The following is a 26,631-nucleotide window of genomic DNA, read 5'->3' on the forward strand; positions in this document are numbered from 1 at the left end:
ATGGCATCACGCAACACATCGGGCCCTGAGCCCACCTCGGTCCTGGGCAACATCATCGCGTTCATCGCGGTTGCCGTGGTCGCCGGAGTGGTCGTGGCCGGGCTCCTGGTTCCCCCTGCCGCGGCCGCCGGAATGGCCGCCAACGCCTCCATCGGCTGGTTCAAGTCACTGCCCGCCGAGATGGAGTCGGGCCCGGTGTCCGAGGCGTCCACGGTGGTGGCCAAGGACGGCACCGAGGTGGCCAAGTTCTTCGCCCAGAACCGCGAGCCCGTGCCGCTGGAGGAGATCTCCCCGAACATGGTGGACGCCATCATCTCCATCGAGGACCGCGACTTCTACGAGCACGGTGGCGTGGACCCGTGGGGCATCGCGCGTGCCATGGCCAACAACCTGGTCAACCCGGGCGCCCGACAGGGTGCCTCCACCATCACGCAGCAGTACGTGAACAACCTCATCATCGACCAGCAGGTGCGCAACGGTGAGGAGACGAGCACCATCGGCGCCGACAAGGGCGTGGTGGACAAGGTCAAGGAGATCAAACTCGCCCTGTCCATGGAGCAGGAGAAGTCCAAGGACGAGATCCTCGAGGGCTACCTGAACATCGTGCTCTTCGGCGGCTCCAACTACGGCGTGGAGGCGGCTGCCCAGTACTACTGGGGCATCCCCGCTTCCAAGCTCAGCATCGCGCAGTCCGCCACCCTGGCCGGCATGGTGCAGTCCCCCAACTACTACGACCCCCAGGTGAACCCGGAGGCCTCCACCCAGCGGCGCAACGTGGTGCTGGACACCATGGTGCAGACCGGCGCCATCACCCAGGCGGAGGGTGAGAAGGCGTCCAAGGAGCCCATGAACCTGGATGTCCACCCCACCAGCTCGGGCTGCTCCGCGGCGGAGTCCGCACCGTACTTCTGCGACTACGTGGAGAACGAGATCATGCAGTCGGACGTCTACGGGGCCACCCCGGACGAGCGTCTGGCCACCCTGCAGCGCGGCGGACTGACCATCCAGACCACCCTGGACCCCAAGGCGCAGAAGGCCGCGGAGGAGCAGGTCAACGCCACGCAGCCCAAGGACAACAACCCGGACAACGTCTCCACGGCCCTGGTCTCCCTGGAGCCCAGCAACGGCCACATCGTGTCCATGGCGCAGAACACCAACTACTCCGCGGCGGAGGGCGACTCCAACACCACGTACAACTTCAACGTGGACAGCTCCATGGGGGGCGCCGGTGGGTTCCAGGTGGGCTCCACGTTCAAACCCTTCACCCTGGCCGAGTGGATCAACTCGGGCAAGGGCGTCAAGGCCAGCATCGACGCCCGGAAGCTGAACTACCCCGCGGACTACAAGTGGAAGGCCTCGTGCCTGCCCAACGGGTACAAACTCGAACCCGGGACCAATGGCGAGGGCCTGACCTTCCAGAACGCCACACCGGGCTACAACAAGGTGATGGACGTGGACTACGGCATCTACAACTCCATCAACTCCGCGCTGTACGCCATGGCCGCGGACCTGGACCTGTGCGCGATTGGCGAGATCACCCAGGCGCTGGGCATCCACGACGGCAAGACCGGCGATCCCGTGGACACCACGGTGCTCTCCTCCCTGCTGGGCGGTTCTGCGGACATCTCCCCCATGACCATGGCCCGGGCGTTCTCCGCGTTCGCCAACGACGGGGTGATGTGCGAGCCGCGCGCCATCACCAAGGTCACCGACAGCACCGGGAAGAACTACGATGTCCCGGCCACCGAGTGCGAGCAGGTGATCAAGAAGGAAGTGGCCCAGGGCGTGAACTACGTCCTGGAGCAGGTGATCGTGAAGGGCTCCGCGTATCAACGCGGGATCGGGCTGCCGAACGCCTCCGCCGCCAAGACCGGCACCACCGACAACTCCACCCAGACGTGGATGCTCGGCTACACCAAGGGCTTGTCCACCGCCTCCTGGGTGGGCAACTACGAGTACGGCTCGCGCTCCCTCAACGGTCTGAACATTGGCGGCAAGACCGGCGGTTCGGGCACCGACTGGGTGGACGGCGCCACCTACGCGGGTGCCCAGTGGCAGAACTACATGAAGGCCGTGGCCCCGAGCTACAACACGGCGCCCTTCTCCGATCCGCCCGCCAGCGTGCTCTCCACCAAGAAGTGACCGCCACCTCCGAGACCGGCACCGCCCCGGCCGCGCGATTCGTCGCCGCGGCCGGGGCGGGCCTGTTCGCCGCAGGAGCGGGCACGCTCGCGTGGGCCTCGCTGGTGGAGCGCCGGCGCTTCCAGCTGCGGCAGGAGACGGTCCGTGTCCTCCCGCCGGGGGCACGGCCGCTGCGCGTGCTGCACATCTCGGACCTGCACACCGTTCCGGGGCAGGAGGCCAAGAAGCGCTTCGTGCACTCACTGGCCGCCCTGGAGCCGGACCTGGTGGTCGATACCGGGGACAACCTCTCCCACATGAAAGCCCTGCCGTACCTGCTGGAAATCCTGGAGCCCCTGTTCCGCTTCCCCGGCGTGTACGTCCCGGGGTCCAACTGCTATTTCGCGCCGCGCCCCAAGAACCCCGCGCGCTATCTGTGGCGCACCACGGCCAGCGAGAAGAAGGACGAGGCGCCGCGGCTGCCCACCGAGGACATGCACCGGGCCTTCGAGTCCCGCGGCTGGGTGGGGCTCATCAACCGCTTCCGGCGCCTGGAGGTGGCCGGCACGGTCCTCGACTTCTCCGGCGTGGACGACCCCCACCTGAACTACGACCGCCACCCCGGATTCCCCGAGGGCGAGCCCACCCCCGCGGACGTGCGGATCGGGGTGGCCCACGCGCCGTACCTGCGGACCCTGGACCGCTTTGCCGCGGACCGCGCGGACATCGTCTTCGCGGGCCACACCCACGGAGGCCAGGTCTGCCTGCCCGGGGGGCGAGCACTGGTCAGCAACTGCGACCTGGACCCGGCGATCTGCAAGGGGCTCATCGAGCACCGGGGCGTCCCCGTGAACATCTCCCAGGGACTCGGGGAATCCCGCTTCGCCCCGGTGCGGCTCTTCTGCCCGCCGCAAGCAGTTCTGGTCACGCTCACGGACTGAGGTTCTTCCCATGGCACCGTTCCGTCTCCCCCTCCCCATCCACCGGCACGACGACGCCGCCCCGGCCGCCCCAGCCTCCCCGCTGGAGCGCGCGGTGGCCAGGATCGAGCGGGAGTGCGGCAGCGGCGTCGTGGTCAGCGGGGAGCTGGAGCGGCGGGCCGTGGCCCACGACGCCTCCCACTACCTGCTGCAGCCCCGAGCGGTGCTGCGCCCGCGGGACGAGTCCGAGGTGGGGCGGATCTTCGCCGCCGCCGCAGAAGCCGGTGCGGGGCTGACCCTGCGCTCGGGCGGCACGTCCCTGTCCGGGCAGGCCGTCACGGACCAGCTGCTCGTGGACGTGCGCCGACACTTCAAGGGTGTGGAGGTCCTGGACCAGAGCGCCCGCGTGCGCGTCCAGCCGGGCGTCACGGTGCGCCAGGTCAATGCCCGGCTGGCCCCGCACGGGCGGTCGCTGGGCCCGGATCCGGCGAGCGAGTCCGCGTGCACGCTGGGCGGAGTGGTGGCCAACAACTCCTCCGGGATGGCGTGCGGCACGGAGTTCAACACGTACCGCACCCTGGAGTCCATGGTGATCGTGCTGCCCTCCGGCACGGTCCTGGACACCGCCGCCCCGGACGCCGGCGAGAAGCTGCGGGCGCGCGAGCCCGAGCTGTTCGAGGGTCTGCTCCGGCTGCGGGACCGCGTGCGGGGCAACCCGGAGTCCGTGCGGACCGTCGAGCGGCTGTTCGCCATGAAGAACACCATGGGCTACGGGCTGAACACGTTCCTGGACCACGAGGACCCGGTCGCGCTCCTGGAGCACCTCATGATCGGCTCCGAGGGCACGCTGGGGTTCGTGGCGAGCGCGACCCTGCGCACCGTGCCCGTGCACCCGCACGTGGCCACCGGCCTGCTGGTGTTCCCCACGGTGGTGGCCGCCACGAGTGCGGTCCCGGAGCTGGTGGGCTCGCACTGCGCCACGCTGGAGCTGCTGGACGCCACGTCCCTGGCGGTCTCGCAGCGCACGGGGCTCGCCCCGCCCGCGATCATGGACATCCCCGTGGACCAGCAGGCCGCGCTGCTCGTGGAGTACCAGCACGACACCCCGGACGGGGTGCGGGAGCTGGCGGAGGCGGCGTCGGCCACGTTCGATGCGCTGGAGCTGACCGGGCCCGTGTCCCTGACCACCGACGCCCGCGAGCGCGCGAGCCTGTGGACCGTGCGCAAGGGTCTCTACACCACCGTGGCCGGCAACCGGCCGCAGGGCACCAACGCGCTGCTCGAGGACGTGGTGGTCCCCGTGGACCAGCTGGGCGGGACGTGCGAGGAGCTCACCGGGCTGTTCGACGCCCACGGCTACCGGGACTCGGTGATCTTCGGCCACGCCAAGGACGGCAACGTCCACTTCATGCTCAACGAGCAGTTCGAGGATCCCGCCCAGCTGCAGCGCTACGAGCGCTTCACCGAGGAGATGGTGGACCTGGTGCTCGGTCGCGGGGGCTCGCTGAAGGCCGAGCACGGCACCGGGCGGATCATGGCGCCGTTCGTGCGGCGGCAGTACGGGGACGAGCTGTACCGGGTGATGGTGGAGCTCAAGGCCCTGATCGACCCCGGGAACCGCTTCAACCCCGGCGTGATCCTCACCGAGGACCCGCGGGCCTACCTGCGGGACCTCAAGACCGCACCGCCCGTGGAGTCCGAGGTGGACCGCTGCGTGGAGTGCGGCTACTGCGAGCCGGTGTGCCCGTCCCAGGACCTCACGCTCACGCCGCGCCAGCGCATCGTGGGGCGCCGGGAGATCGCGCAGGCCGAGGAGCGCGGGGACACCGCCCTGGCCGCCCGGCTGCGCCGCGAGTACGACTACGCCGGGTTGCAGACGTGCGCGGTGGACGGCATGTGCGTCACGGCGTGCCCCGTGCACATCAACACGGGTGACCTGGTGCGCCGGCTGCGCGCGGAGAACCACTCCAAGGTCGCGGACCTCGCGTGGGGGGCCGCCGCCCGCTCGTGGGCCGCGACGTCCGCGGGGGCGTCCTTCGCCCTCACCCTGGCCTCCCACATGCCCGCAGTGCTGCCGGTCTCCGCAACCGGAGCGGCCCGCGCCGTGCTCGGCACGGACACGGTCCCCCGCTACAACGCCACGCTCCCGTCCGGTGGCGGCAACCGCTCCCGGTTGACGACGCCGCCCGCGCACCTCCCTGCCGAGCGCCCGGCCCGTGGGACGGCGAGCGAGCCGGGCACGAGTGCCGCGGGGACGGGTGCGGCAGAACCGGGGGCGAGAGCTCCCCGCGGCGACGCCGCGGCGTCGGGCTCCACCCGGCGCCACCCCGTCCGAGCCGTGTTCTTCCCCGCGTGCATCGGGGCGATGTTCGGCACGGTGACCGGTGAGGGCCCCTCGGTGTCCGAGGCGTTCCTGCGGCTGTGCGAGCGCGCCGGGGTGGCCGTGCGGATCCCGGAGGGCATCGACTCGGCCTGCTGCGGCACCCCGTGGAAGTCCAAGAGCCTGCCCACGGGCTACGCCACCATGACGGAGCGGACCCTCGGGATGCTGTGGGAGGCCTCCGAGCACGGGCGGCTGCCGGTGGTGTGCGATGCGGCGTCCTGCACCGAGGGGCTCGAGACCATGCGCGAGCTGGCCACGGACCACCCCGTGTACCGCGAGCTGCGCTTCGTGGACGCCGTGACCTTCACCGCCGAGCACGTGCTGCCCGGTCTGGACCGGGGAGCACCCCCTGGAGACCCTGGCCGTGCACCCCACGTGCTCGTCCGTGCACCTGGGCGCCACCGAGGACCTCCTCCGGGTGGCCCGGGCGTGCGCGCGGGAGGTCACCGTGCCCGTGGACTGGGGCTGCTGCGGCTACGCCGGGGACCGCGGGATGCTGCACCCGGAGCTCACGGCCTCGGCCACCCGGCGCGAGGCCGCAGAGGTGCGGGCCGGTGATTTCGATGCGTATGCATCGTTGAACCGGACGTGCGAGCAGGCCCTCACGGAGGCCACGGGCCGACCCTACGAGCACGTGCTGCAGGTCCTGGAGCGGGTCACCCGCTGAGCGGGTACCTCGCCTGACACCGAGGCGGGCGCGGGTCCCCGCCGCCACTGCCCACCGGGCTGGCCATGGCATCTCGCGCGGGCAGGCGGCGAACCGGGCAGGCGACGGAGCAGGACGGGCGCGGCTCAGGTGCGCGGCGGCGTCGTGCCCGGATCCGGGACACCCCGTGCCGCGGCGCGCGCCACCGGGACCGCGGAGACCCCGCACACCAGGACCCCGAAGAGCAGGCACCACACGAAGCCCGTGGTGGGCTCCACCCCGGCCCAGCGGGCCACGGCCGGCGCCACGAGCGACAGCACGAAGGGCACCGCGAAACCGGTGTAGGTGAGGGTGTAGAACACGCCGATGAGCGCCCCGAGCTCGTGCGGGCGGGCCATGAGCTCCACCTCGCGCAGCCCGGCCACCATCATGAACCCGTAGCTCACGCCCAGCACCACGGCCGTGGGAACCGCGAGCCAGCTCAGGTGCCAGGTCACCGTCAGCGCGCCGAGGACCAGGCCCACGCTCGCCGCGCCGAGCCCCGTGACGGACAGCGGGAGCCACCCGTGGCGTGCGAGCCGCGCCGCGAGCGGCTGGACCAGCACGCCCGTGAACATCACGGCGGCCGCCACCACGCCCAGGTAGGCCACGGGCCAGCGCACGGTGGCGAGGAGGAAGGACGGGATGCTCGCGAAGGCGATGGTCGCGGTGCCGAACACCCACGGCGCCCACGCCGCAACCACCCAGAAGAACCGGGACGTGCGTGCCACGGCAGGGACCAGGGGCCGTGACGGGCGCGGGCCGCTCGCGGGCGGCTGGGTCTCGGGGACGTTCCACACCAGCACCGCGGCCGCCACGGTGAGCACCATGTGCACCACGAACGGGGTGACCTGCGGCGCGGGCAGGAACTGCGCCAGCAGCCCGGCCGCGAGCGGCCCGGCGCCGAAGCCCGCGGAGAGCACCACGGTGGCCCGCCGGGGTCCGGCACCCGGGCGGTCGGTGCTCAGCTGCTTGACCCACGCGGACCCGGACGCCATGGCCATCCCCACGCCGAAGCCCATGATCCAGCGGCCCACGTACAGCAGCCAGTCCGAGGTGTGGGAGGCCGCCGCGAGCACCAGGGACGCCACGAGCACCACCGCGAGCGCGGGGCGCATCACGGCGCGCCGGCCCCGGTGGTCGGAGACCGGGCCGAGGACGAGCAGCGCGGGCACCAGACCCGCCGCGTAGATCCCCAGCATCCCGGTCACGAAGGACTCGCTGAGCCCGTCCTGCGAGCGGTAGACCTCGAGCATTGGCGCGAAGAGGTTGGCTCCGAACCCCACGGTGAACATGGCCGCACCCACGCGCCACCACGTGCGAGGGGTGACGGCCGTCACGGCGGGATTCTCCATACGAGCGAGGGTACCGGTGCGGCGCGGGGGAATTTCGCATTCCCCGGACCCTGACGCTATGCTGGAGCAGTTGTTCGCGGGCCCACCCGTGCAACTTCCGGGATGTGGCGCAGCTTGGTAGCGCGCGTCGTTCGGGACGACGAGGTCGCAGGTTCAAATCCTGTCATCCCGACCGAAATCCCCTTGCTCCTCCGCAACCGGAGCAAGGGGATTTTTTCATGCCGCCGCCGCATCCCGGCGTGCCGTGGTGGAATCGGGGCATGACCTCCGCACCCCGTTGCCGCCCGTTCGCCCAGGTGGACGTGTTCTCCGCAGAGCCCTTCCTGGGCAATCCCGTGGCCGTCGTCCTGGACGGCGCAGACCTCACGGACGAGCAGATGGCCCGGTTCGCCAACTGGACCAACCTCTCCGAGACCACGTTCGTGCTGCCGCCCACCTCCCCCGACGCGGACTACCGGCTGCGCATCTTCACGCCCGACCGCGAGCTGCCCTTCGCGGGCCACCCCACCCTGGGCTCGGCCCGCGCGTGGCTCGCGGCGGGGAACACGCCGCGCGGTGACGTCATCGTCCAGGAGTGCGCCGCGGGCCTGGTCCGCGTCCACCCCTCGGACGACGCCGCCGCCCTCGCCTTCGAGGCCCCGCCCACCCTCCGCTCGGGTGACCTCGCACCGGACGTGCTGGAGCCGATCACCACCGGGCTTGGTCTGCGCCCGGACCAGGTGGTGGCGCACCAGTGGGTGGACAACGGACCGGGCTGGGCCGCCGTTCTGCTCCGCTCGGCGGACGAGGTGCTCGCACTGGAACCCTCCTTCACCGCGCTCGGTGCGCACAAGGTGGGAGTGCTCGGTCCCGCCCCCGAGGGCTCGGAGCACCGCTTCGAGGTGCGCGCGTTCGTGCCCGGGGCCACCGGGTACGAGGACCCCGTGACCGGCAGCGTCAACGCGAGTCTCGCGCAGTGGCTCGTGCGGACCGGCCGCGCCCCGCAGGACTACACCGCACGCCAGGGCACCCGGATGGGTCGTCGGGGGCTGGTCCGCGTGAACGCGGATGCCACGGGTGCCGTGCGCGTGGGTGGGCACTGCACGGTGTGCGTCTCGGGGAGCGTGGTCCTGTGAGCGCGCGGCTGCACGTGGTCTTCGACGGGAACTGCGGTTTCTGCACCCGCGCGGTGGGCTGGGTGCGACGCCTGGACCGCCACGGACGGATCGAGCTGCACGCGTGGCAGCGCCCGGGCGTGCCGGAGCGCTTCGGACTGACCCCGCAGCAGTGCGACGCCTCGGTGTGGGCGGTCCCCGCCGGGCCCGGGGACCCGCAGGGCGACGGCGGGCACGCGGTGAGCGGTGCCCGAGCAGTTGCGAACATCCTTGACACAGCCCTGGGCACACGCTTCTTCGGCGCGCTCTATGGCCTGCCGCTGGTGGCCCGCACCCAGGAGACCGTCTACCGCTGGGTGGCCGCTCACCGAGGACGCTTTCCGGGCGTCACCCCGTGGTGCGAGCAGCATCCCGGGCAGTGCGGTGCCGTTCGCTGACCGGCGCCTCCCCCGTCAGGCGGGCAGAGCGTCCCGCAGCGCGCGTGCGGCGGCGGTGACGTCGGTGGCCTCGGTGACCGCCCGCACCACCACGATGCGCTCGGCACCGGTGTCGAGCACGGCGGGCAGCCGAGCGGCGTCGACGCCCCCGATCGCGAAGAACGGCGTGTCCCCCTCCTGCTCCGCGGCGTAGCGGGGCAGTTTCAGGCCCACCGCGGCCCGTCCCGGCTTGGTGGGGGTCTCCCAGACCGGTCCGGTGCAGAAGTAGTCGAGTCCGGTGTCCGCGAGAGCGGCGTCCACCTGCGCGGGCGAGTGGCACGAGCGGCCCAGCACCACGTCCGGACCCAGCACCGCACGGGCCTGCTCGGTGGTGAGATCCCCCTGGCCCGCGTGGAACACGTCCGCGCCGGTCAGCAGGGCCACGTCCGCGCGGTCGTTCACGGCGAACAGCTTGCCGTGCTCACGGGCGACGTCGGCAAGCACCTCGATGGCCTCGATCTCCGCGGCCGCCTCGAGCGTCTTGTCCCGCAGCTGGATGATGTCCGTCCCGCCCTCGTACGCGGCGTGCAGGAACTCCCGCAGGTCACCGCGCTCCCGCCGCGCGGTGACGCACACATAGAGCCGCGCGTCCCGCAGCTTCTCGCGGCGTCGTCGTCCCTGGTCCTCGATCTGTGCCATGCCGCCATCGTGGCACGAACCGGCGGCGGACGCGCACGGCGAGCGATCTGCTCCCCGCGAATCCCCCGGGGACGTGGGCCACGGGGAGGACTAGACTGGCGGCGTCGTCCGGCGGCCATCCACCGTGCCGCCCGACGAGTTCCACGGGAGCCCGCACCCGTCCGCACGGACCACCGCAGCGGGCTGAGAGGGCGTGAGGCGCCGACCGGTCACCTGATGCGGATCATGCCGCCGGAGGGAGGAAGAGATGCCCGAGAACACACCCACCCACGTGGTGGTGGCCGGGGCCGGTCTGATCGGGCTGGCCACCGCGCTCGAGCTGCGCCGCCGCGGGGCCGCCGTCACCGTGGCGGATCCCCAGCCCGCGTGGGGAGCCACGCGAGCGGCCGCGGGGATGCTGGCGCCCGTCGCGGAGACCCAGTACGGCCAGGAGCGGCTCTACCCCCTGATGCGCGCGTCCGCCGAGGAGTACCCCGGCTTCGTGGAACGCGTGGCGGCGGCCACGGGACTCGCCACGGGCTACCGCACCGAGGAGACGCTGGTGGTCGCCGCCGACGCCGCGGACGCCCGTTCCCTCTCCGACCTCGCCTCCCACCAGATCGCCTCGGGCATGGACGTGGAGGAGATCTCCACGCTCGAGGCCCGCTCCATGGAACCCGCACTCGCCCCCAGGCTCGGGGGTGCCGTGCGCATCGTCTCCGACCGCCAGGTGGACCCGCGGATGCTGGCCGCCGCGATGGTCGAAGCCCTGAACGCACCACAGGCCGAGACGCTCCCGGGCGCTGCCGACGCCGGTCCGGTCACGTGGCTGACCCACCGGGTGGAATCGGTGCAGGTGCCCCGCAAGGGCCCCCGCAGGGTCGAGGGCGTGTTCCTGGACAACGGCGAGCGGGTCCCCGCGGACGCGGTAGTGGTGGCCTCGGGGCTCACGGCCAACACGATGGGCGGGCTGCCCGAGGACCTGGAGCTGCGGCTGCGACCCGTGTTCGGCGACATCCTGCGGCTGCGCGTCCCCGACTCCGTGCTGGGCCCCGGCGAGGAGCACCTGCTGACCCGCACGGTGCGCGCCCAGGTCATGGGCCGCCCGGTCTACATGGTCCCGCGCGTGGACCGCACCCTGGTGGTTGGTGCCACCAACCGCGAGGACGGCCGGGAGTCGGTGCTGGCCGGCGGCGTCCACCAGCTCCTGCGGGACGCCCGCGCCGTGGTCCCCGCGATCGACGACTGCGACGTCCTGGAGATGATGGCCCGGGCCCGCCCGGGCACCCCGGACGACCTCCCCTACCTCGGGTCCACCTCCGTGGCCGGGCTGGTGATCAGCACCGGGCACTTCCGCCACGGCATCCTGCTGACCCCGGTGGCCTCGCGCCTCGCGGCGGAACTCGTGACCGGGGTCGTGGACCCCGCGGTGGACCACCAGCGGGACAGGGAGTTCCTCGCCGCCACGGATCCGGGGAGGCACTCCCGCCCGAACGACGACCTGCACGACACCACCGACTTCTCGGGAGGACTCGCATGAGCGCCCCTGCACCGCACACACCAGAGACCGGCGCCGAGACCGGTTCTCCGGACACCGGCCAACCGCTGACCACCACGGGCGAGCCCCCCGCACCGCGGCACCACGGCCCGGGCACCGCGAGCATCAACGGCTCCCCCGTGGAGGTCCACGAGGGGTTCACCCTCACCGATGCGGTGGCCCAGCTGACCGGCCGGGAGATCACCCCGCAGGGCACCGCCGCGGACGGGCACCCCCTGGGGATCGCCGTGGCCGTGGACGACACCGTGGTCCCCCGCTCCCTGTGGGCCACCACCGCCGTGGCACCGGGGCAGTCCGTGGAGGTCGTCACCGCGGTACAGGGAGGCTGAGCATGACGGACAAGGATCTGGGCACCACCCCGCTGACGGTAGCCGGGGTGGAACTGACCTCACGGCTCATCATGGGCACTGGCGGACTCACGGACCTCGCGATGCTCGAGCGCGCCCTGCTGGCCTCGGGCACCGAACTGACCACGGTGGCCCTGCGCCGCTTCTCCCCCGGCCCGGCACGGCCGGACCCCGCCTCGGTTCCCGGTGGTCCCGGGGCCGGTGCTCCCGGGGTCGGCGCGGACGGAGGCGGCCCGCACGGAACGGGAGGCACCCGTGGGACGGGCGCGGCGGCGGCGTCGTCGGGGGCACCGCAGGACAGCCTGTACGGGATCCTGCGCCGCCACGGCATCCGGGTGCTGCCGAACACCGCCGGGTGCTACACGACCCGGGACGCGCTGCTGACCGCAGAGCTCGGGCGCGAGGCGCTGGAGACGGACTGGGTCAAGCTGGAGATCATCTCCGACGAGGACACCCTGCTGCCGGACGGCGTGGAGCTGCTGGACGCCACCGAGAAGCTCGTGCGGCGCGGCTTCAAGGTCTTCGCCTACACGTCCGACGACCCCGTGCTCGCGCTGCGCCTCGAGGACGCCGGGGCCAGCGCCGTGATGCCCCTGGGAGCGCCGATCGGCACGGGACTCGGCATCCTGAACCCCCACAACATCGAGCTGATCGCCTCGCGCGCCGGCGTGCCCGTGGTGCTGGACGCCGGCATCGGCACCGCGTCCGAGGCGGCACTGGCCATGGAGCTGGGGTGCGACGCCGTGCTGCTCGCCTCCGCCGTGACCCGCGCCCAGGACCCCGTGGCCATGGCGCACGCCATGAGGCACGCCGTGCAGGCGGGTCTGCTCGCGCGCGGCGCGGGACGCATTGCCCGGCGCACCCACGCCCTGGCGTCCTCCCCCATGGCCGGCCGGATCGGCGCGGACGAGGACGCTCCCCGTGGGGACTGGCCCGCCCGGTCCGTGGCCGAGGCCGCGGGGGACGTCACCCGATGAGCGCTCCCTCCCCGTTCGACCCGCTGGTGGCACCCGCCGCAGACCTCACGCGCGAGGAGCTCGAGCGGTACTCGCGCCACCTCACGCTCGCGCAGTTCGGCCCGGAGGGGCAGCGTCGGCTCAAGAACGCGCGCGTGCTCGTGGTTGGGGCCGGTGGCCTGGGTGCGCCCGCGCTGCAGTACCTCGCCGCGGCAGGTGTGGGAACCCTGGGCATCGTGGACGACGACGTCGTGTCCGTCTCCAACCTGCAGCGCCAGGTGATCCACACCGTGGCGGACGTCGGACGGCCCAAGGTGGAATCCGCCGCGGACGCCGTGGCCCGTCTCAACCCGCTGGTCAGCGTGCGGACCCACGACACGCGGCTCAGTACCGAGAACGCCCTGGAGATCCTCGGGCAGTACGACCTGGTGCTGGACGGCGCGGACAACTTCGCCACGCGCTACCTCGTGGCGGACGCCGCCGAGCTCACCTGCATCCCCGTGGTGTGGGGCTCCATCCTGCGCTTCGATGGCCAGGTCTCGGTGTTCTGGGCGGGCCACGGACCGGTGTACCGGGACCTCTACCCGGAGGCGCCCCCGGCCGGTTCCGTGCCCTCGTGCGCGGAGGGCGGGGTGCTGGGCGTGCTGCCCGCGACCATCGGCTCCGTGATGGCCACCGAGGCCCTCAAACTCCTCACCGGCCTGGGCGCGCCCCTCGTGGGCCGGGTCCTCGTCCACGACGCGCTCGCCCAGACGTGGCGCACCCTCACCGTCCTGCCGGACCCCGAGCGCGAGCCCGTCACCGACCTCTCGCGGGTGTTCGTGGCGTGCGGCCTCCCCTCCCCCGACGACGACGGGGCGGACCGCGGGGACGTCTCGCCCACTGCCCCCGGGGCCGGTGTGGGCACCCCGCCGGCCGCACCGAGCGCCGTCGAGACCGTGGACGCCAGCGAACTCGCCCGGCTGCTGGCGGCCCGCGAGCGCGGCGAGACCGCTTTCACGCTCGTGGACGTGCGCGAGGACTGGGAGCGGCAGCTCGTGTCCATCCCCGGTTCCGTGGCGGTGCCCCTGGACCGGCTGCTCACCGACGGCGTGCGAGCACTGCCCGCGGGCACCGAGGGTGACGTGATCCTGCACTGCAAGGCCGGAGTCCGCTCCGCGCAGGCCCTCGTGGCCCTGCGCGCCGACTACGCCCTGCGGGAGGACGATCTCAAGCACCTGGAGGGCGGCATCCTCGCGTGGGTTGAGGCCGTGGACCCCTCGCTGCCGCGCTACTGAACAGGGCAGGTGGCACGCGCCGCGTGCGCCACCTGCCCACACACACCGCGGCTCACCAGCCGGCGCACTGCCAGCGCCGCCCTCCACGCAGAAAAAGTGCAGATATTGCCACCTACCGCTTGGTAGATGGCAATATCTGCACTTAATCCCCCGGGTGTGAACCTGGGCAGCAGCCCGTGGATGTGTGGTCTCCAGGGCAGACCCAGGGCCCGGCTGCGCGGGCCCCTCAGCCCAGCAGGATCACGTCCAGCGTGCGTGGCCCGTGCACACCCTCCACGCGCTCGAGCTCGATGTCCGACGTGGCGGACGGTCCCGAGATCATGGTGGTGGGCGCGGTGGGCTCCACCCGGGCCATGGCCTCGGGGATCAGCTCCACCACGGAGTCCAGCGGCACGATGCAGATGTGGTGGTCCGGCACCAGGGTGATCGCGCGGCGCCCCTCGTCCGGGCGCCCGGACAGGAAGATGGTGCCGGTCTGGGCGCAGGACACCGTGGAGGAGGTCACCACGGCGTCCACCTGGTTGAGGTCCCGCACGGTCAGCGCGGAGGCCTTGCGACCGTCGTTGGGGTCCACGATGGCGCGGCGCGCCGCGGTCTCCTCGGGCAGCAGCGCGGTGTCCAGCCCCTCGGGGATCACGTAGCGCGCGGACGCCCCCAGCTGCGTGGCAATCCGCTGCGCCACCGTCTGAGCGGTCTCCCGGTACACGTTGGCCTTGTAGTCCAGCAGCCGGTCCTCGAGCATGTCGACGATCTCGTCCCGCGAGAGCTCCGAGGTGTGCCGGTAGTCCCGGGGGACCTCGGGGGCCTGCGGGCGGTCGGAGAGCGCGCCGTGGAGCCGCTCCAGGATCTCGGTCTTGGCGTCCGCGCTCATGCCTGCTCTCCGTTCTGGTCCCCGTGCTCGGCGTGGCCGTTGGGGGCGTCGATGTTGTCCTCGTGCGGATCGCCCGTGGCCTCCTGCTGACCCCCGGCTGCTGCATCAGGACCGGCACCCGGGGTGGCGGCGTCGTCGCCCGTGCCGGCGGCCGTCTCCTCGGTGCGCGCGGCCTTGGACTCCCGCTCCGGCTGCGCGCCGGTGCCTCCCGCCACGGGGCCCGACGCCGCGGCGTCGCGGCCCTGGTCCCCCGCGCCGCTGCGCTGGAGCCCCGAGGCCGCCGTGACGCCGTCCTGCTCGAGGCGCTCGTCGGTCTCCCCCTCGTGCTTCTTCCACCAGTTGCGGAAGGACTCCTTGGGGGGTTCGGGGATGTCCCGCTCGTCGGTCCAGCCGCCCACCACTCCGGGCAGCCAGCCGATGGCGTGGTCGCGGCCCGCCACCAGGCGGCCCATGGGCAATCCACGCTCGGCGAGCGACATCCGCTGACCCGAGGACATCACGAAGGACGCCCCCTTCATCATCGCGTCCATCTGCGTGGGCAGGCCACGGGAGGGGACGGCCCGGCGCATCCTGCGCCCGGCGCGGCGCGCCCGCGAGCCCAGCTGGGACAGGGACCCCTCGGAGGGCGCCGAGTCCTGGCCGCCCTGGCCCCCGTCCGCGGTGAGGGACTTCTCCTCGCGCCAGTCGTCGGCACCGCCCACGGCCGGGTCCTCGGTGGCGGGGGCCGGTTCGGCCCGGTCCACGCGCTGACCGTGCTGGGTGCGGATGTCCTCGTCCCGCAGGTGCACCAGGATCTCCGGGATGTTGATCTTCACGGGGCACACCTGGTAGCACGCACCGCAGAGCGAGGACGCGTAGGGCAGGGAGGCGTTCTTCTCGGACGTGATGCCCGTGAGCTGCGGCGAGAGGATCGCGCCGATGGGTCCGGGGTAGGTGGAGCCGTAGGCGTGCCCGCCCGCGTGCTCGTACACCGGGCACACGTTCAGGCACGCCGAGCAGCGGATGCAGTGCAGCGCGGAGCGCCCCTTGGGGTCCGAGAGCACCGCGGAGCGACCGTTGTCCAGCAGCACCACGTGGAAGTTCTTGGGTCCGTCCCCCGGAGTCACACCCGTCCACAGGGAGGTGTACGGGTTCATCCGCTCGCCCGTGGAGGAGCGCGGGAGGAGCTGGAAGAACACCTCGAGGTCCTGGTAGGTGGGCAGCAGCTTCTCGATGCCCATCACGGTGATGAGCGTCTCGGGGAGGGTGAGGCACATGCGGCCGTTGCCCTCGGACTCCACCACGGACAGGGTGCCGGTGTCAGCGATGCCGAAGTTCGCACCACTGATGGCCACCTTGGAGGTCAGGAACTTCTCCCGCAGGTGCTGCCGCGCGGCTTCCGCAAGAACTCGGGGCTCGCTCGTGAGCTCGTCCGTGACCCCGGGCATCTCGCGGCTGAAGATCTCGCGGATCTCCTCGCGGTTCTTGTGGATCGCGGGCACCAGGATGTGGGAGGGCTTGTCCCGCCCCAGCTGCACGATGAGCTCGGCCAGGTCCGTCTCCGTGGCGGTGATCCCGTGCTCGGAGAGGTGCTCGTCCAGGCCGATCTCCTGGGTGGCCATGGACTTCACCTTGATGACGTCCGTGGTGTCCTGCTCCTGGACCAGGCGGGTCACGATGGCGTTCGCCTCGTCCGCGTCCCGGGCCCAGTGCACGACGCCGCCGCGTGCCGTCACGTTCGCCTCGAACTGCTCGAGCAGCTCGGGCAGGTTGACCATCACGGTCTCCTTGATGGCGGAGCCCGCGTCGCGCAGCTCGCTCCAGTCCGGGACCTCCCCCACCACACCGGCGCGCTTGGCCCGGATGGTGTGGGTGGCGTGCCGGATGTTGGCGCGCATCTGCTCGTTCTGCAGCTCTTTCCTGGCGGCCTTGGGGAACGCCACCTGCGCGTGCAGGTTGCCCTGCCCGTGCACGGGGCGCACGGACGGCATGCCGAGGGACGTGACGCTCATCGAGTTGCTCCTGCCGTGGTGGCCGGGCTCGCCGCGCGGCGGCCGGGCTGGGGGATGGACAGTTCCACGGGGCCTTCCACGGTCAGGGGGTTGGACCGGGTGGACGCGAGGATCTCCGCGAAGTGGACGGTCTGGACGTCCACCTTGCGCTTGGAGGCCGCCCCGCCCAGGTGCATCAGGCAGGAGGCGTCACCGCCGGTGCACAGCGAGGCACCGGAGCCGCGGATGTTGTCGAGCTTGGCGTCCGCCATGGCACCGGAGACGTCCGGGTTCTTGAAGGAGAAGGTGCCGCCGAACCCGCAGCACTCCTCGGCGTCCGGCAGCTCGTGGAACTCGATGTCCGCCACGGAGCGGACGAGGTCCTTCTGGCGGTCCCCCAGTCCCAGCAGCCGCATGCCGTGGCACGAGGGGTGGTACGTCACGGGGTGGGGGAACCACGATCCCAGCTGCTCGGCGGCGTCGGTCACGCCCAGCACGTCCACGAGCAGCTCGGAGAGCTCGTAGGTGTTCCCGGCGACCATCTCGGCGTCCTCCGCCAGCGCGTCCTCGCCGCACTCGCGGGCGACCATGGGCTGCTGGTGGCCCAGGGAGGCCACGCACGAGCCGGACGGTGCCACGGCGACGTCGTAGTCCACGCTGGTGAAGGCGCGCACGTGGTTGCGGATGACCGGCACGGCGTCCTGGAAGTACCCGCTGTTGACGTGCATCTGGGAGCAGCAGCCCTGTCCCTGGGGGAACACGACCTCGTGCCCCAGCCGCTCCAGGATCCGCACGGTGGCCAGCGCCACCTTGGGGTACATGGCGTCCACGATGCACGTGGCGAAGAGCGCGATTCTCATGTGTGTGGTCTCCCAACCGTCTGCGCCGGTCATGCTGTGCCCCGGTCCATCTCTGTGGCCAGACCAGGCTACGCCCGTGAGTCCGGTCACAACAACGCGCAACCCACCCCCGGGACAATTTGCCGGAGGGGCCCGCGGGGCCCGCACCTGCTGGCGCGCGGCTCCTTCAGCGTGTGACCTGGATCATGTACGCTGTGTGGTCGGACCACTGTGGTCTGACCACTTATCGTACGACCGGTCCCGGACACGGCGCACGCCGCCCCGCCGGGACCTCCCTCTCGATCCGGGAACCACGGTTCCGATCCGGCCCCACCCTTGGAGAACCCGTGAACACATTCACCGCCGCCACCGATGCCGTGGCGGGCAGCGTGGGCTGGTCAGCCCTGGTCGGCTGCCTGCCCCTGCTGACCTTCTTCGTGATGCTGCTCGCCTTCAAGGCGAGCGCCTACGTGGCGGGGTTGACCTCGCTCGCCGTGGCCCTGCTCGTAGCGATCTTCGGCTTCGGGATGCCCGCGCAGCTCGCGCTGCTCTCCGCGACCCAGGGAGCGGTCTACGGCCTGTTCCCCATCGTGTGGATCGTGGTCATGGCCCTGTGGTTCTACCAGGTGACCGTGCTGTCCGGGCGCTTCGAGGACCTGCGCACGATCTTCGACACCATTGGCCGCGGGGACCTGCGCATCCAGGCCATGCTGATCGCCTTCTGCTTCGGCGGCCTGCTGGAGGCCCTCGCCGGCTTCGGCGCCCCCGTGGCCATCACCGCGACCATGATCCTGTCCCTGGGCCTCAAGCCCCTCAAGACCGCCACCGTGGTGCTGATCGCCAACACCGCCCCCGTGGCCTTCGGCGCCATCGCCATCCCCATCACCACGGCCGGCACCCTCACGGACCTGGACCCCGCGCACATCGGCGCTGTCGTGGGTCACCAGGCCCCGTTCTTCGCCTTCGTGGTCCCGTTCATCCTGCTGCTGATCGTCGACGGCGCCCGCGGCCTCAAGCAGGCCTGGCCCGCAGCGCTCGTGGTGGGCGGCAGCTTCGCGGTGGCCCAGTGGTGGTGCGCCACCCACTTCTCCTACGAGCTCACCGACGTGGTGGCCTCTCTGGTGGGACTTGCGGCAGCCGTGATCCTCATGCGCTTCTGGCGGCCCAAGGGCGCGGAGGAGGTGCGTGCGGACCTCGGCGTCAGCCGCCCCGAGAACGCCGCCGTGCTCACACCGGCCCGCGTGTGGATGGCTGTGCTGCCCTACGTGCTCGTGGTGGTGGTCTTCGGGATCGCCAAGCTCTGGACGGCGGGAGTCAACGTGCCCAAGGCGCTGGCCTCCACGGACGTGAAGATCCCCTGGCCGGGACTGCACGGCCACCTGCTCAACGCCCAGGGTGATCCCATCTCCGGGACGGTCTACACCCTCCAGTGGCTCTCGAGCCCCGGCACGCTGCTGCTGTTCACGGGTCTGGTGGTGGCCGTGGTCTACGCCGTGTTCAACCACCACGGGATGTTCCGCCTGAACATCGGCAACGCCCTGGCCGAGATCGGGCGCTGCTTCTGGAAGATGCGCTTCTCCGCCCTGACCATCATGTCCGTGCTCGCCCTGGCCTACGTCATGAACTTCTCCGGTCAGACCCTGGCGATCGGCACGTACGTGGCCGGGCTGGGCGCGGCCTTCGCGTTCTTCTCCCCGGTGCTCGGCTGGGTGGGCACCGCCGTGACGGGATCGGACACCTCCGCCAACGCCCTGTTCGCCAACCTGCAGAAGACGGCGGCTCTGGGCTCGGGGCTGGACCCCTATCTGATGACCGCCGCGAACACCTCCGGCGGTGTGGTGGGCAAGATGATCTCCCCGCAGTCCCTGGCCATCGCGGCCTCCGCCGTGGGGATGCAGGGCAAGGAGTCGCAGATCTTCCGTTCCGTGCTCCCGTGGTCCCTGGGCATGCTGCTCGCGCTGTGCTGCCTGGTGTTCCTGCAGTCCAACGTGCTCGCGTGGATGCTGCCGGCGGCCTGAGCCGGCCGAGTACAGTGAACAGCCTCGGCCCGCCACCGCAGCTCGCGGTGGCGGGCCATCGCACGTCAGGATCCGGGGAGGGACCATGAGCACTGCACCCGCCTACACGGTGGTGCTGGACTGGCTCGAGCAGCAGCTGCGCTCGGGAGGGCTGCGCGTGGGTGACAAACTGCCCGCCGAGCGCGCCCTGGCGGAGGACTTCGGCATCTCACGCGCCTCCGTCCGGGAGGCCGTGCGAATCCTCGCGGCCATGGGGCTCGTGCGCACCGCCACCGGCTCGGGTCCGCAGTCCGGCGCCACCGTCATCTCGGACCCCTCGGCGGCCCTGGGCTGGGCGCTACGGATGCACATCGCCACCCGCTCCCTGCCGGTGGCAGACGTGGTGAGCGCCCGCATCCTGCTGGAGACGCAGTCGAGCCTGGACGCGGCGTCGTCGCAGACCGGGGAACGGGACCGGGTGCTCGCGGAGGCCGAGCAGATGCTGAACCGCATGGAGGACCCGGAGGTGGGGGACGAGGAGTTCCACACCCTGGACGCCCAGTTCCACCTGCACCTCGCGTCGCTGGGCGGCAACGTGGTGCTCGAGACGATCATGGCCTCGCTGCGGGAGGCCACGATCGGCTACGTCCAGGAGACCGTGGCGGCCACGGCCGACTGGCCGGGCATCCGCGAGCGGCTGCAGGAGCAGCACCGGGAGATCCACCGGGCCACACGGGACCGGGACGGCGAGCGCGCGGCGCGGCTGCTGCGTGAGCACATCATGTGGTTCTACGGCCACGCACCGGAGGCGGCCGGCACTGGAGCGCACCGGGCCGACGAGCACTGACCCGGAGGCACGCCGGCACAGAAGAACCCCGACGCCCCCTGGTCGGAGGACGCCGGGGCCAGGCTCGTGTCTGCCCTGGACCGCTGACGCAGCGGGGACCCTCGGAGCTGCACGTGAGGTGATCCAGGCCCCACGGAACTCGTTCGGTCACACAGGGGACACGGGGACCCCCGCTGCGAACCCAGCGATCCGCTCCGTCCGGGATGCGAACGCCGTACAACCGTTCGTCCCTGCGGAGCGCGTGGACATCTCATCGGATGTCCACGAACCACTTTGCCGCACGGGGAGCCCGAACCACCATGGCCATTCGGCCAGACTTGCGCGCCGAAACTGGGCACGGACTGTGAGTCAGCGCGGCCCCGGGGTGGTGTCCGCGTCCAGCTCGGGGTGCACGAGGCCCCACTGGATGCCGGAGATCAGCACCTGCACCCGGTCCCGCACGGCGAGCTTCTCGCACAGGTGGGACACGTAGGACTTCACGCTGCCGTGGGACACGGTCATCCGCTCGGCGATCTCCGCGTTGTTGAGCCCCTTGGCGATCCACTCCAGCGTCTCCTGCTCGCGCGGGGTGAGCTTGGGCGCCCCCGGGTGAGGACCCGGCGGCGGGGACATGGCCGCCTGGGTCAGGGCCCCGCGGACGCGCCCCCGCCGCACGGAGGGCACGGGGACGTCGCCCAGCACGTTGTTGGCCAGGGAGTTCGCCACGGACGGGGACAGCGCCAGCTCGTCCTCCCGGATCAGGGTCACGGCCGAGACGATGTCGTCGTGCCGGGCGTCCTTGACCAGGTAGCCGGAGGCACCCGCGCGCAGGGCCGGGACCACGTACTCGAGCGTGGAGAACGTGGTCAGTGCCAGCACCCGGGTGTCCGGGCACTGCGCCACGATCTGGCGCGTGGCCTCGATCCCGTCCATCCCCGGCATGCGGATGTCCATGAGCACCACATCGGGGGACAGTCGCAGACTCTCTGCCACCGCCTCGGCCCCGTCGGAGGCCTCCCCCGCGACCTCGAACCCCGGCTCTGCGCGGAAGAGGTTCGCGAGGGCGTCTCGCATGAGCGGATGGTCGTCCACCAGAAGAAGCCTGCACAAATCCATGAAACGATCATAAACTTGCGCACATGACTCAGCATTCGCAGGGCTTCGACACCGCGGCCGCACCTGCCCGCCGCCTCTCTCCTCTCCGCGCGGCGGCTGCTGCCGCCCTCGTGTTCTCCATGCTCTTCGCCTCCGCAGGACCCGCCCTGGCGGTCTCCTCCGGTGACTCGGTGCGCGGACCGGGCCACGCGCTCTGCCGCTTCTTCCCCATTTACTGCAACCCTCGGTGAGTTCCGCCCCCGCCGTAATGGACGGGGTCCACACCGCACGGGCCGGTGGGCTGCCCAGCTGGCTGCGCATCGCCCTGGTGCTGTTCGCAGCCGTGGCGGCCTTCGACGACCTCCACCTTCTGGAGTGGTCGGCATTGCCCCCGACCGCGGCCGCCCTGGTCTCGGCGTGGATCGTGCTGAGCTACGGGGCGGTCGCCCTGCTCGCGTGGTCCGCCGCGGCGAGCGCCCTGGCCATCGTCCCCTCCTACGCCCTGTGCCTGGTGCTGGACGAGTACTCCGTGGCCCTGCTGTGCGGCTGCGTGGTGATGGTCGGCGCCGTGGCCATGCTCGGCCGCGCGGCACTGGTCGCTCACCTTGCCGTGACCGCCGCCTGGGTGGCGGTGACCGCCTGGGTGCTGGAGAGCTCGGACTTCTTCTGGGCGCTCGGCATCCCCCTGGGCATCGCCGCGCTGATCGGCGTGGCCGTGCGGTTCTTCCTGGGGCAGTACCGGCTCAACGCCCGTCGGCTCGCCGTCATGGAGGCCACGCACCAGCGGCTGAGGGAGCAGGAGCGGCTGGCCCTGGCACGCGACCTGCACGATGTCGTGGCCCACGAACTGACCCTCGTGACCATGCAGGCCGCAGGCTCCCAGCGGCAGACCGATCCCGCCGAGCTGCACCGCACCATCGACACCATGGACGCCGCGGCCCGCTCCGGGCTGACCGAGCTGCGCACGCTGCTGCACATCCTGCGGGACTCCCCCGGCGCCGATGACGCCGGGGCGGCCGCCGAGGATCGGGGCAGCGCCTCGGGCCTGACCACCGGTTCCCTGCACGGCGTGGTCCGGACCCTCGAGTCGAGCCTGCGCCAGGCGGGACTGGTGCCGGAGTTCGAGGTGGGCGAGGGCGTGGACGACATCCCCACGTCCATCCGCGGCACCGCGGCCCGGGTGCTGCAGGAGGCCTCCACCAACATGATCAAGTACGCGCCCGCGGGGTCACCCTGCCTGGTGCGGCTGGGTGTGCAGGACTCTGCCGTGTGCATCCACACCCAGAACCGGGTGTCTCAGGGTGCCGCGGACCCGGAGCGCCACGAACTGGCCTCCGGCTTCGGTCTGCGGGGCATTAGGGAACGCGTGGCCCTGCTGAACGGCCAGGTGGACTACGGCCCGCAGAACCACGTGTGGCACCTGGACGTGCGGATCCCCGTCGCGTGAGCGGACCAGGCGCGGAGCAGACCCGCCGCGGTGAGGCTGCGGTCGGGGCCGTGCGCGGCGTCGTGCTGGGCATCCCGTCCGGGACCGTGCTCAGCTACGGGGACGTGGCCGAGCTGGCGCAGCTCGGAAGCCCCCGGCTGGCGGCGCGCATCATGAGCTTGGGCCAGGCCGGCGAGGACGTGCCGTGGTGGCGCGTGGTGCGGGCCGACGGCACTCTGCCGGACCGGCTGCAGATCGCCGCGCGAGGGCACTACGAGAGTGAGGGAACGGCCCTCAGAACCACCTCCGCGCACTGGGTGCAGGTGGACATGGCCCGCGCCCGCTGGAACGGCTGACGCCGCAACCCGAGGGACCGACGCCGCTCTCCCCCGCCTGCGCGCGGGGCTCAGGCGTCGGCGGGGCCCGTCACCTCGAAGAAGCCGCCGCGGGGGTCGAACGCCCGACCCGTTAGCCGTTCGTAGGCCTCCACGTAGCGTTCGCGCGTCTTGGCCACCACGTCCTCGGGCAGCGCGGGGACCGGCCCGTGGCCGTCCCAGCCGGAGGCGTCCGAGCGGAGCCAGTCGCGCATGTACTGCTTGTCGAAGGACGGCTGGGAGCGGCCCGGCTTGTAGGTCTCCATGTCCCAGAACCGCGAGGAGTCCGGGGTCAGCACCTCGTCCCCCAGGGTGATGGCCCCGCGGTAGGAGTCCAGGCCGAACTCCACCTTGGTGTCCGCCACGATGATTCCCCGTTCACGGGCGATCCGCTCGGCACGCGTGTAGATCTTCAGGGAGAGCTCCCGCAGCCGGTCCGCCACGGAGTTGCCCACCACGTTGGCCATCTCCCGGTAGGTGATGGGCTCGTCGTGCTCACCCAGCTCGGCCTTGCCCGTGGGCGTGAAGATGGGCTGCTCCAGGCGGTCGCCGTCCTGCAGCCCCTCCGGCAGCTCGATCCCGCACACCGCGCCCGTGGCCCGGTAGTCCTTGAGCCCGGAGCCGGTGAGGTAGCCGCGCACGATGTTCTCCACGGGGAACATCGAGAGGTTCTTGCACACCACGGCGCGCCCGCGCACGGACTCGTGGACGTCCGTGGAGAGGATGTGGTTGGGGATCCCGTCCAGCTGCTGGAACCACCACAGGGACAGCTGCGTAAGGATCGTGCCCTTGTCGGGGATCTCGGTGGGCAGCACCTGGTCGAACGCGGAGATCCGGTCGCTCGCGACCACCAGCACGGCGCCCGCGCGGTACTCGGCGTCGTCGTGGATGGCGGCTCCCGTGGCCGCCAGGCGGGACTCGTCCGGGACGTACAGCTCCCGGACCTTGCCCGAGTAGACGTGCTTCCAGCCGGGGATCTCGCGGGGTGTGCCGTGCTCGCTCATGCCTGCTCCTCTGCCGCGTCCGCCGCGGGCCGTCCGTCCACCGCTGGTGCGTGCTCCGCCCCGGGGGACGACGCCGCCGGGGTCACCGGGGTCTCGATCCGCCCCTCGGACGCCGCGAGCGCGATGTCCGTGCGGTAGTGCGATCCGTCCAGGGTGATGTGCTCCATCCCACGATAACCGCGCTCCCGCGCCTGCCGCAGGTCCGCGCCGCGGGACACCACGGCGAGCACCCGGCCGCCGGCGGAGACCAGCTCACCGGCCTCGTTGCGGTCCGTGCCGGCGTGGACCACCCAGGTGTCCGCCTCGCGGGCGGCGTCCTCCAGTCCGGTGATCACGTCCCCCTTGCGCGGCGCACCGGGGTAGTTGTGCGCGGCGAGCACGATCGTCACGGACGCCCCGGGCGCCCACTCGAGGGCCCGGTCCTCGTCGAGGCGTCCCCGGGCGGCGTCGAGCAGCAGCTGACCCAGCGGCGTCTGCAGCACGGCCAGGACGGACTGGGTCTCGGGGTCCCCGAAGCGCGCGTTGAACTCGATGACCCGTGTGCCCCGGGAGGTCACGGCCAGACCGCAGTAGAGCACGCCCGTGAACGGGGTGCCGCGGCGTCGCAGCTCGTCCACCACGGGGCGGGCCACGCGGTCCACGACCTCCTGGGTGAACCCCTCGGGCAGCCAGTCCAGCGGTGTGTAGGCGCCCATGCCACCGGTGTTGGGGCCCTGGTCCCCGTCCCGCACGCGCTTGAAGTCCTGCGCGGGCTGCAGGGGCACCACGTGGGTGCCGTCGCTGAGCACGAAGAGCGAGACCTCGGGGCCGTCCAGGAACTCCTCCACGAGCACCGATCCGCCGGCGTCCAGGCACTCCCGGGCGTGCGCCTCGGCGCGGTCCCGGTCCTCCGTGACCACCACGCCCTTGCCCGCGGCCAGCCCGTCGTCCTTGACCACGTAGGGCGCGCCGAACTCCTCGAACGCCTCGCGCACCCGGGCGAGGTCCGAGGTGGCGACGGCGCGCGCGGTCGGGACACCGGCGGCGGCCATGACCTCCTTGGCGAACGCCTTGGAGCCCTCGATGCGGGCGGCCTCGCGGGACGGGCCGAAGACCGGCATCCCCGCCTCGGTGAGGGCATCCGCGACACCGGCCACGAGCGGCGCTTCCGGACCGACCACCACGAGGTCCGCGGCCAGGTCCCGCGCGAGCGCCACCACGGCCTCCGGGTCCTGGGCATTGAGCGGGTGCACGGGGACGTCCTGCGCGATCCCGGCGTTGCCGGGGGCCGCGTGGACCTCGCTGACGTGGGGGTCCCGCAGCAGGGACATGATCATCGCGTGCTCGCGGCCGCCTGGGCCCACCACCAAAACCTTCACGCGCTCAGCGTATCGGCAGGGGCCCCGACGCGGGGAACGGCGGCACGAGGCCCGCTGTCATACTGGGGCCATGCAGACTTTCAGCTCGGACCAGGCCGTCGAACTCGCGGTGGTGCAGCGCAGCGGATACGTGGAGTCCCGCCACAGCGGTTCCGCCGTGGTGCTCGCCCCTGACGGGTCCGTGGCGTTCTCCGTGGGCGCCCCGGAGGAGACGATCTTCCCCCGCTCCACGCTCAAGCCGTTCCAGGCCATCGCCTCCATGAAGGCCGGGGCGGCGCTGCGGGGCGAGCAGGTGGCGATCGCGGCGGCGTCGCACACCGGGACGTTCGACCACCTGGATGCCGTGAGCTCCATCTTGAAGGCCGCGGACCTGGGCCCCGAGGCCCTGCAGTGCCCGCCGGACTGGCCCGAGGACGAGGACACCCGCGCGTGGTTGATCCGCACCGAGCGCGGCAAGAACCGGATGTGCATGAACTGCTCCGGAAAGCACGCGGCCTTCCTGCTCGCGTGCGTGACCAACGGCTGGCCCACGGACTCCTACCTGGATCCGGTCCACCCGCTGCAGCAGCTCGTGGTGGAGACCATCGAGGAGTTCTCCGGCGAGACGGTGGCCCACCTGGGGGCGGACGGCTGCGGAGCGCCGCTCACGGCCATCTCCCTGACCGGTCTGGCGCGCATGTACTCCACGCTGGGCCGCGCCGCGCGCAACATCCAGGCGGACGCCCGCGCCGCCACCGTGGCCACGTCCATGCTCGACTACCCCGAGTACGTCCAGGGTCCGGGCCGCTCCAACACGGTGGTCATGGAGGAGCTGGACGTCATCACCAAGCTGGGCGCCGAGGGCGTGCTGGGCCTCGGCACCCGCTCCGGCTGGTCCGTGGCCATCAAGATGCTCGACGGCTCCTCCCGCGCCAACTCCCTGGTGGGCCTCAACCTCCTCGTCCACGCGGGCGCCATCTCCCGGGCCGACGCCGACCGCGTCCTCGCGCGCGTCACGCACCCCGTCACCGCGGCGGGGCAGCCGGTGGGCGCCATCGAGCTCGCCCAGCCGCTGCTCGACCTCATGGCCTGAGGACAGCCC

At 71.9% G+C, this 26,631-nt stretch carries 23 protein-coding genes and 1 tRNA gene; 16 read left to right on the plus strand and 8 right to left on the minus strand.

The features are described 5' to 3' along the window. Genes AABM36_RS00005 through AABM36_RS00015 form a run of 3 tightly spaced genes read left to right on the plus strand, consistent with a single transcriptional unit; the run spans position 1 to position 5,982 of the window. Positions 1-2,142 carry a transglycosylase domain-containing protein gene (locus AABM36_RS00005; RefSeq protein WP_406921327.1) on the plus strand — a complete coding sequence of 714 codons (2,142 nt, stop codon included), beginning with the start codon at positions 1-3 and terminating at the stop codon, positions 2,140-2,142. After that, on the plus strand, positions 2,139-3,062 hold the full coding sequence (locus tag AABM36_RS00010; protein WP_406921328.1) for a metallophosphoesterase: 924 nt from the start codon (positions 2,139-2,141) through the stop codon (positions 3,060-3,062). Before AABM36_RS00005 ends, AABM36_RS00010 begins: the two co-directional genes overlap by 4 nt. Before the next feature lie 10 nt (positions 3,063-3,072). Beyond that, positions 3,073-5,982 (plus strand): FAD-binding and (Fe-S)-binding domain-containing protein, encoded by a 2,910-nt coding sequence (locus tag AABM36_RS00015; protein ID WP_423446557.1) that lies wholly within the window; start codon positions 3,073-3,075, stop codon positions 5,980-5,982. Positions 5,983-6,216: 234 nt separating this feature from the next. Here the strand turns inward: AABM36_RS00015 and AABM36_RS00020 are convergent, their stop codons facing one another. Next, the gene (locus tag AABM36_RS00020) at positions 6,217-7,464 is read right to left on the minus strand and encodes an MFS transporter (RefSeq protein WP_423446559.1); all 1,248 of its coding nucleotides are present in this window, start codon (positions 7,462-7,464) and stop codon (positions 6,217-6,219) included. Positions 7,465-7,562: 98 nt separating this feature from the next. Between AABM36_RS00020 and AABM36_RS00025 the strand changes: the two genes are divergently transcribed. The 3 genes from AABM36_RS00025 to AABM36_RS00035 all read left to right on the plus strand — a co-directional run bounded on the left by AABM36_RS00025 (position 7,563) and on the right by AABM36_RS00035 (position 8,995). Continuing rightward, a tRNA-Pro gene (locus tag AABM36_RS00025) sits at positions 7,563-7,636 on the plus strand. 88 nt (positions 7,637-7,724) lie between these two features. Next, a complete protein-coding gene (locus AABM36_RS00030) occupies positions 7,725-8,579 on the plus strand; it encodes a PhzF family phenazine biosynthesis protein (RefSeq protein ID WP_423446560.1) in 855 nt (284 codons plus the stop codon). Further along, on the plus strand, positions 8,576-8,995 hold the full coding sequence (locus tag AABM36_RS00035) for a thiol-disulfide oxidoreductase DCC family protein (protein WP_423446562.1): 420 nt from the start codon (positions 8,576-8,578) through the stop codon (positions 8,993-8,995). The genes AABM36_RS00030 and AABM36_RS00035 overlap by 4 nt, the downstream gene beginning before the upstream one ends. 15 nt (positions 8,996-9,010) lie before the next feature. Here the strand turns inward: AABM36_RS00035 and thiE are convergent, their stop codons facing one another. After that, positions 9,011-9,673, minus strand: coding sequence for a thiamine phosphate synthase (thiE, locus tag AABM36_RS00040; RefSeq protein ID WP_423446564.1), 663 nt, complete (start codon positions 9,671-9,673; stop codon positions 9,011-9,013). 247 nt (positions 9,674-9,920) lie between these two features. Between thiE and thiO the strand changes: the two genes are divergently transcribed. From thiO to moeB, 4 genes are all read left to right on the plus strand, one after another. Continuing rightward, a complete protein-coding gene (gene thiO, locus AABM36_RS00045; RefSeq protein ID WP_423446566.1) occupies positions 9,921-11,192 on the plus strand; it encodes a glycine oxidase ThiO in 1,272 nt (423 codons plus the stop codon). 65 nt (positions 11,193-11,257) lie between these two features. Then, positions 11,258-11,539: a sulfur carrier protein ThiS gene (gene thiS / locus AABM36_RS00050; RefSeq protein ID WP_423447962.1), complete on the plus strand. Its 282-nt coding sequence runs from the start codon at positions 11,258-11,260 to the stop codon at positions 11,537-11,539. A gap of 2 nt (positions 11,540-11,541) precedes the next feature. Further along, a complete protein-coding gene (locus AABM36_RS00055; RefSeq protein ID WP_423446568.1) occupies positions 11,542-12,534 on the plus strand; it encodes a thiazole synthase in 993 nt (330 codons plus the stop codon). Beyond that, on the plus strand, positions 12,531-13,790 hold the full coding sequence (gene moeB / locus AABM36_RS00060; RefSeq protein WP_423446569.1) for a molybdopterin-synthase adenylyltransferase MoeB: 1,260 nt from the start codon (positions 12,531-12,533) through the stop codon (positions 13,788-13,790). The genes AABM36_RS00055 and moeB overlap by 4 nt, the downstream gene beginning before the upstream one ends. A gap of 226 nt (positions 13,791-14,016) precedes the next feature. On the opposite strand, the gene AABM36_RS00065 is transcribed toward moeB, so the two are convergent. From AABM36_RS00065 to AABM36_RS00075, 3 genes are read right to left on the minus strand one after another with little or no spacing between them, the layout of a single operon-like run. Then, the gene (locus AABM36_RS00065; protein WP_423446571.1) at positions 14,017-14,661 is read right to left on the minus strand and encodes a LutC/YkgG family protein; all 645 of its coding nucleotides are present in this window, start codon (positions 14,659-14,661) and stop codon (positions 14,017-14,019) included. Then, a complete protein-coding gene (locus AABM36_RS00070) occupies positions 14,658-16,652 on the minus strand; it encodes a LutB/LldF family L-lactate oxidation iron-sulfur protein (RefSeq protein ID WP_423446573.1) in 1,995 nt (664 codons plus the stop codon). Before AABM36_RS00070 ends, AABM36_RS00065 begins: the two co-directional genes overlap by 4 nt. Further along, positions 16,649-17,491: a (Fe-S)-binding protein gene (locus tag AABM36_RS00075; protein WP_423446574.1), complete on the minus strand. Its 843-nt coding sequence runs from the start codon at positions 17,489-17,491 to the stop codon at positions 16,649-16,651. Before AABM36_RS00075 ends, AABM36_RS00070 begins: the two co-directional genes overlap by 4 nt. A 326-nt stretch (positions 17,492-17,817) precedes the next feature. On the opposite strand from AABM36_RS00075, the gene AABM36_RS00080 reads away from it, so the two are divergent. Next, positions 17,818-19,488, plus strand: a complete 1,671-nt coding sequence (locus AABM36_RS00080; protein WP_423446576.1) for an L-lactate permease — start codon at positions 17,818-17,820, stop codon at positions 19,486-19,488. Positions 19,489-19,573: 85 nt separating this feature from the next. After that, on the plus strand, positions 19,574-20,314 hold the full coding sequence (locus AABM36_RS00085; protein ID WP_423446578.1) for a FadR/GntR family transcriptional regulator: 741 nt from the start codon (positions 19,574-19,576) through the stop codon (positions 20,312-20,314). A gap of 348 nt (positions 20,315-20,662) precedes the next feature. Here the strand turns inward: AABM36_RS00085 and AABM36_RS00090 are convergent, their stop codons facing one another. Continuing rightward, complete coding sequence (locus tag AABM36_RS00090) at positions 20,663-21,409, minus strand: response regulator (RefSeq protein WP_423446580.1); 747 nt, start codon at positions 21,407-21,409, stop codon at positions 20,663-20,665. 23 nt (positions 21,410-21,432) lie between these two features. Between AABM36_RS00090 and AABM36_RS00095 the strand changes: the two genes are divergently transcribed. Genes AABM36_RS00095 through AABM36_RS00105 form a run of 3 tightly spaced genes read left to right on the plus strand, consistent with a single transcriptional unit; the run spans position 21,433 to position 23,170 of the window. Beyond that, on the plus strand, positions 21,433-21,639 hold the full coding sequence (locus AABM36_RS00095; protein ID WP_423446582.1) for a hypothetical protein: 207 nt from the start codon (positions 21,433-21,435) through the stop codon (positions 21,637-21,639). Then, the gene (locus AABM36_RS00100; RefSeq protein ID WP_423446584.1) at positions 21,636-22,835 is read left to right on the plus strand and encodes a sensor histidine kinase; all 1,200 of its coding nucleotides are present in this window, start codon (positions 21,636-21,638) and stop codon (positions 22,833-22,835) included. Before AABM36_RS00095 ends, AABM36_RS00100 begins: the two co-directional genes overlap by 4 nt. Further along, entirely contained in the window at positions 22,832-23,170 is a 339-nt protein-coding gene (locus AABM36_RS00105; protein ID WP_019310028.1) for an MGMT family protein, read from the plus strand. The genes AABM36_RS00100 and AABM36_RS00105 overlap by 4 nt, the downstream gene beginning before the upstream one ends. 50 nt (positions 23,171-23,220) lie before the next feature. Here the strand turns inward: AABM36_RS00105 and AABM36_RS00110 are convergent, their stop codons facing one another. Both AABM36_RS00110 and purD read right to left on the minus strand, forming a co-directional pair. Then, on the minus strand, positions 23,221-24,192 hold the full coding sequence (locus AABM36_RS00110) for a phosphoribosylaminoimidazolesuccinocarboxamide synthase (RefSeq protein WP_039102014.1): 972 nt from the start codon (positions 24,190-24,192) through the stop codon (positions 23,221-23,223). Beyond that, positions 24,189-25,550 (minus strand): phosphoribosylamine--glycine ligase, encoded by a 1,362-nt coding sequence (gene purD, locus AABM36_RS00115; RefSeq protein ID WP_059281736.1) that lies wholly within the window; start codon positions 25,548-25,550, stop codon positions 24,189-24,191. The genes AABM36_RS00110 and purD overlap by 4 nt, the downstream gene beginning before the upstream one ends. Before the next feature lie 70 nt (positions 25,551-25,620). On the opposite strand from purD, the gene AABM36_RS00120 reads away from it, so the two are divergent. Then, positions 25,621-26,622 (plus strand): asparaginase, encoded by a 1,002-nt coding sequence (locus AABM36_RS00120; RefSeq protein WP_059281735.1) that lies wholly within the window; start codon positions 25,621-25,623, stop codon positions 26,620-26,622. Positions 26,623-26,631: the final 9 nt, after the last annotated feature.

The sequence above is a fragment of the Kocuria sp. KSNUG genome (assembly GCF_049532735.1).
Classification (GTDB): domain Bacteria; phylum Actinomycetota; class Actinomycetes; order Actinomycetales; family Micrococcaceae; genus Kocuria; species Kocuria rhizophila.

Bases quoted from the DNA above. Each gene is read 5' to 3' on its own strand.
- AABM36_RS00005 (WP_406921327.1), top strand. From the start codon at position 1: ATGGCATCACGCAACACATCGGGCCCTGAGCCCACCTCGGTCCTGGGC.
- AABM36_RS00015 (WP_423446557.1), top strand. From the start codon at position 3,073: ATGGCACCGTTCCGTCTCCCCCTCCCCATCCACCGGCACGACGACGCC.
- AABM36_RS00020 (WP_423446559.1), bottom strand. From the start codon at position 7,464: ATGGAGAATCCCGCCGTGACGGCCGTCACCCCTCGCACGTGGTGGCGC.
- AABM36_RS00030 (WP_423446560.1), top strand. From the start codon at position 7,725: ATGACCTCCGCACCCCGTTGCCGCCCGTTCGCCCAGGTGGACGTGTTC.
- thiE (WP_423446564.1), bottom strand. From the start codon at position 9,673: ATGGCACAGATCGAGGACCAGGGACGACGACGCCGCGAGAAGCTGCGG.
- thiO (WP_423446566.1), top strand. From the start codon at position 9,921: ATGCCCGAGAACACACCCACCCACGTGGTGGTGGCCGGGGCCGGTCTG.
- AABM36_RS00055 (WP_423446568.1), top strand. From the start codon at position 11,542: ATGACGGACAAGGATCTGGGCACCACCCCGCTGACGGTAGCCGGGGTG.
- moeB (WP_423446569.1), top strand. From the start codon at position 12,531: ATGAGCGCTCCCTCCCCGTTCGACCCGCTGGTGGCACCCGCCGCAGAC.
- AABM36_RS00065 (WP_423446571.1), bottom strand. From the start codon at position 14,661: ATGAGCGCGGACGCCAAGACCGAGATCCTGGAGCGGCTCCACGGCGCG.
- AABM36_RS00070 (WP_423446573.1), bottom strand. From the start codon at position 16,652: ATGAGCGTCACGTCCCTCGGCATGCCGTCCGTGCGCCCCGTGCACGGG.
- AABM36_RS00075 (WP_423446574.1), bottom strand. From the start codon at position 17,491: ATGAGAATCGCGCTCTTCGCCACGTGCATCGTGGACGCCATGTACCCC.
- AABM36_RS00085 (WP_423446578.1), top strand. From the start codon at position 19,574: ATGAGCACTGCACCCGCCTACACGGTGGTGCTGGACTGGCTCGAGCAG.
- AABM36_RS00090 (WP_423446580.1), bottom strand. From the start codon at position 21,409: ATGGATTTGTGCAGGCTTCTTCTGGTGGACGACCATCCGCTCATGCGA.
- AABM36_RS00095 (WP_423446582.1), top strand. From the start codon at position 21,433: ATGACTCAGCATTCGCAGGGCTTCGACACCGCGGCCGCACCTGCCCGC.
- AABM36_RS00110 (WP_039102014.1), bottom strand. From the start codon at position 24,192: ATGAGCGAGCACGGCACACCCCGCGAGATCCCCGGCTGGAAGCACGTC.
- AABM36_RS00120 (WP_059281735.1), top strand. From the start codon at position 25,621: ATGCAGACTTTCAGCTCGGACCAGGCCGTCGAACTCGCGGTGGTGCAG.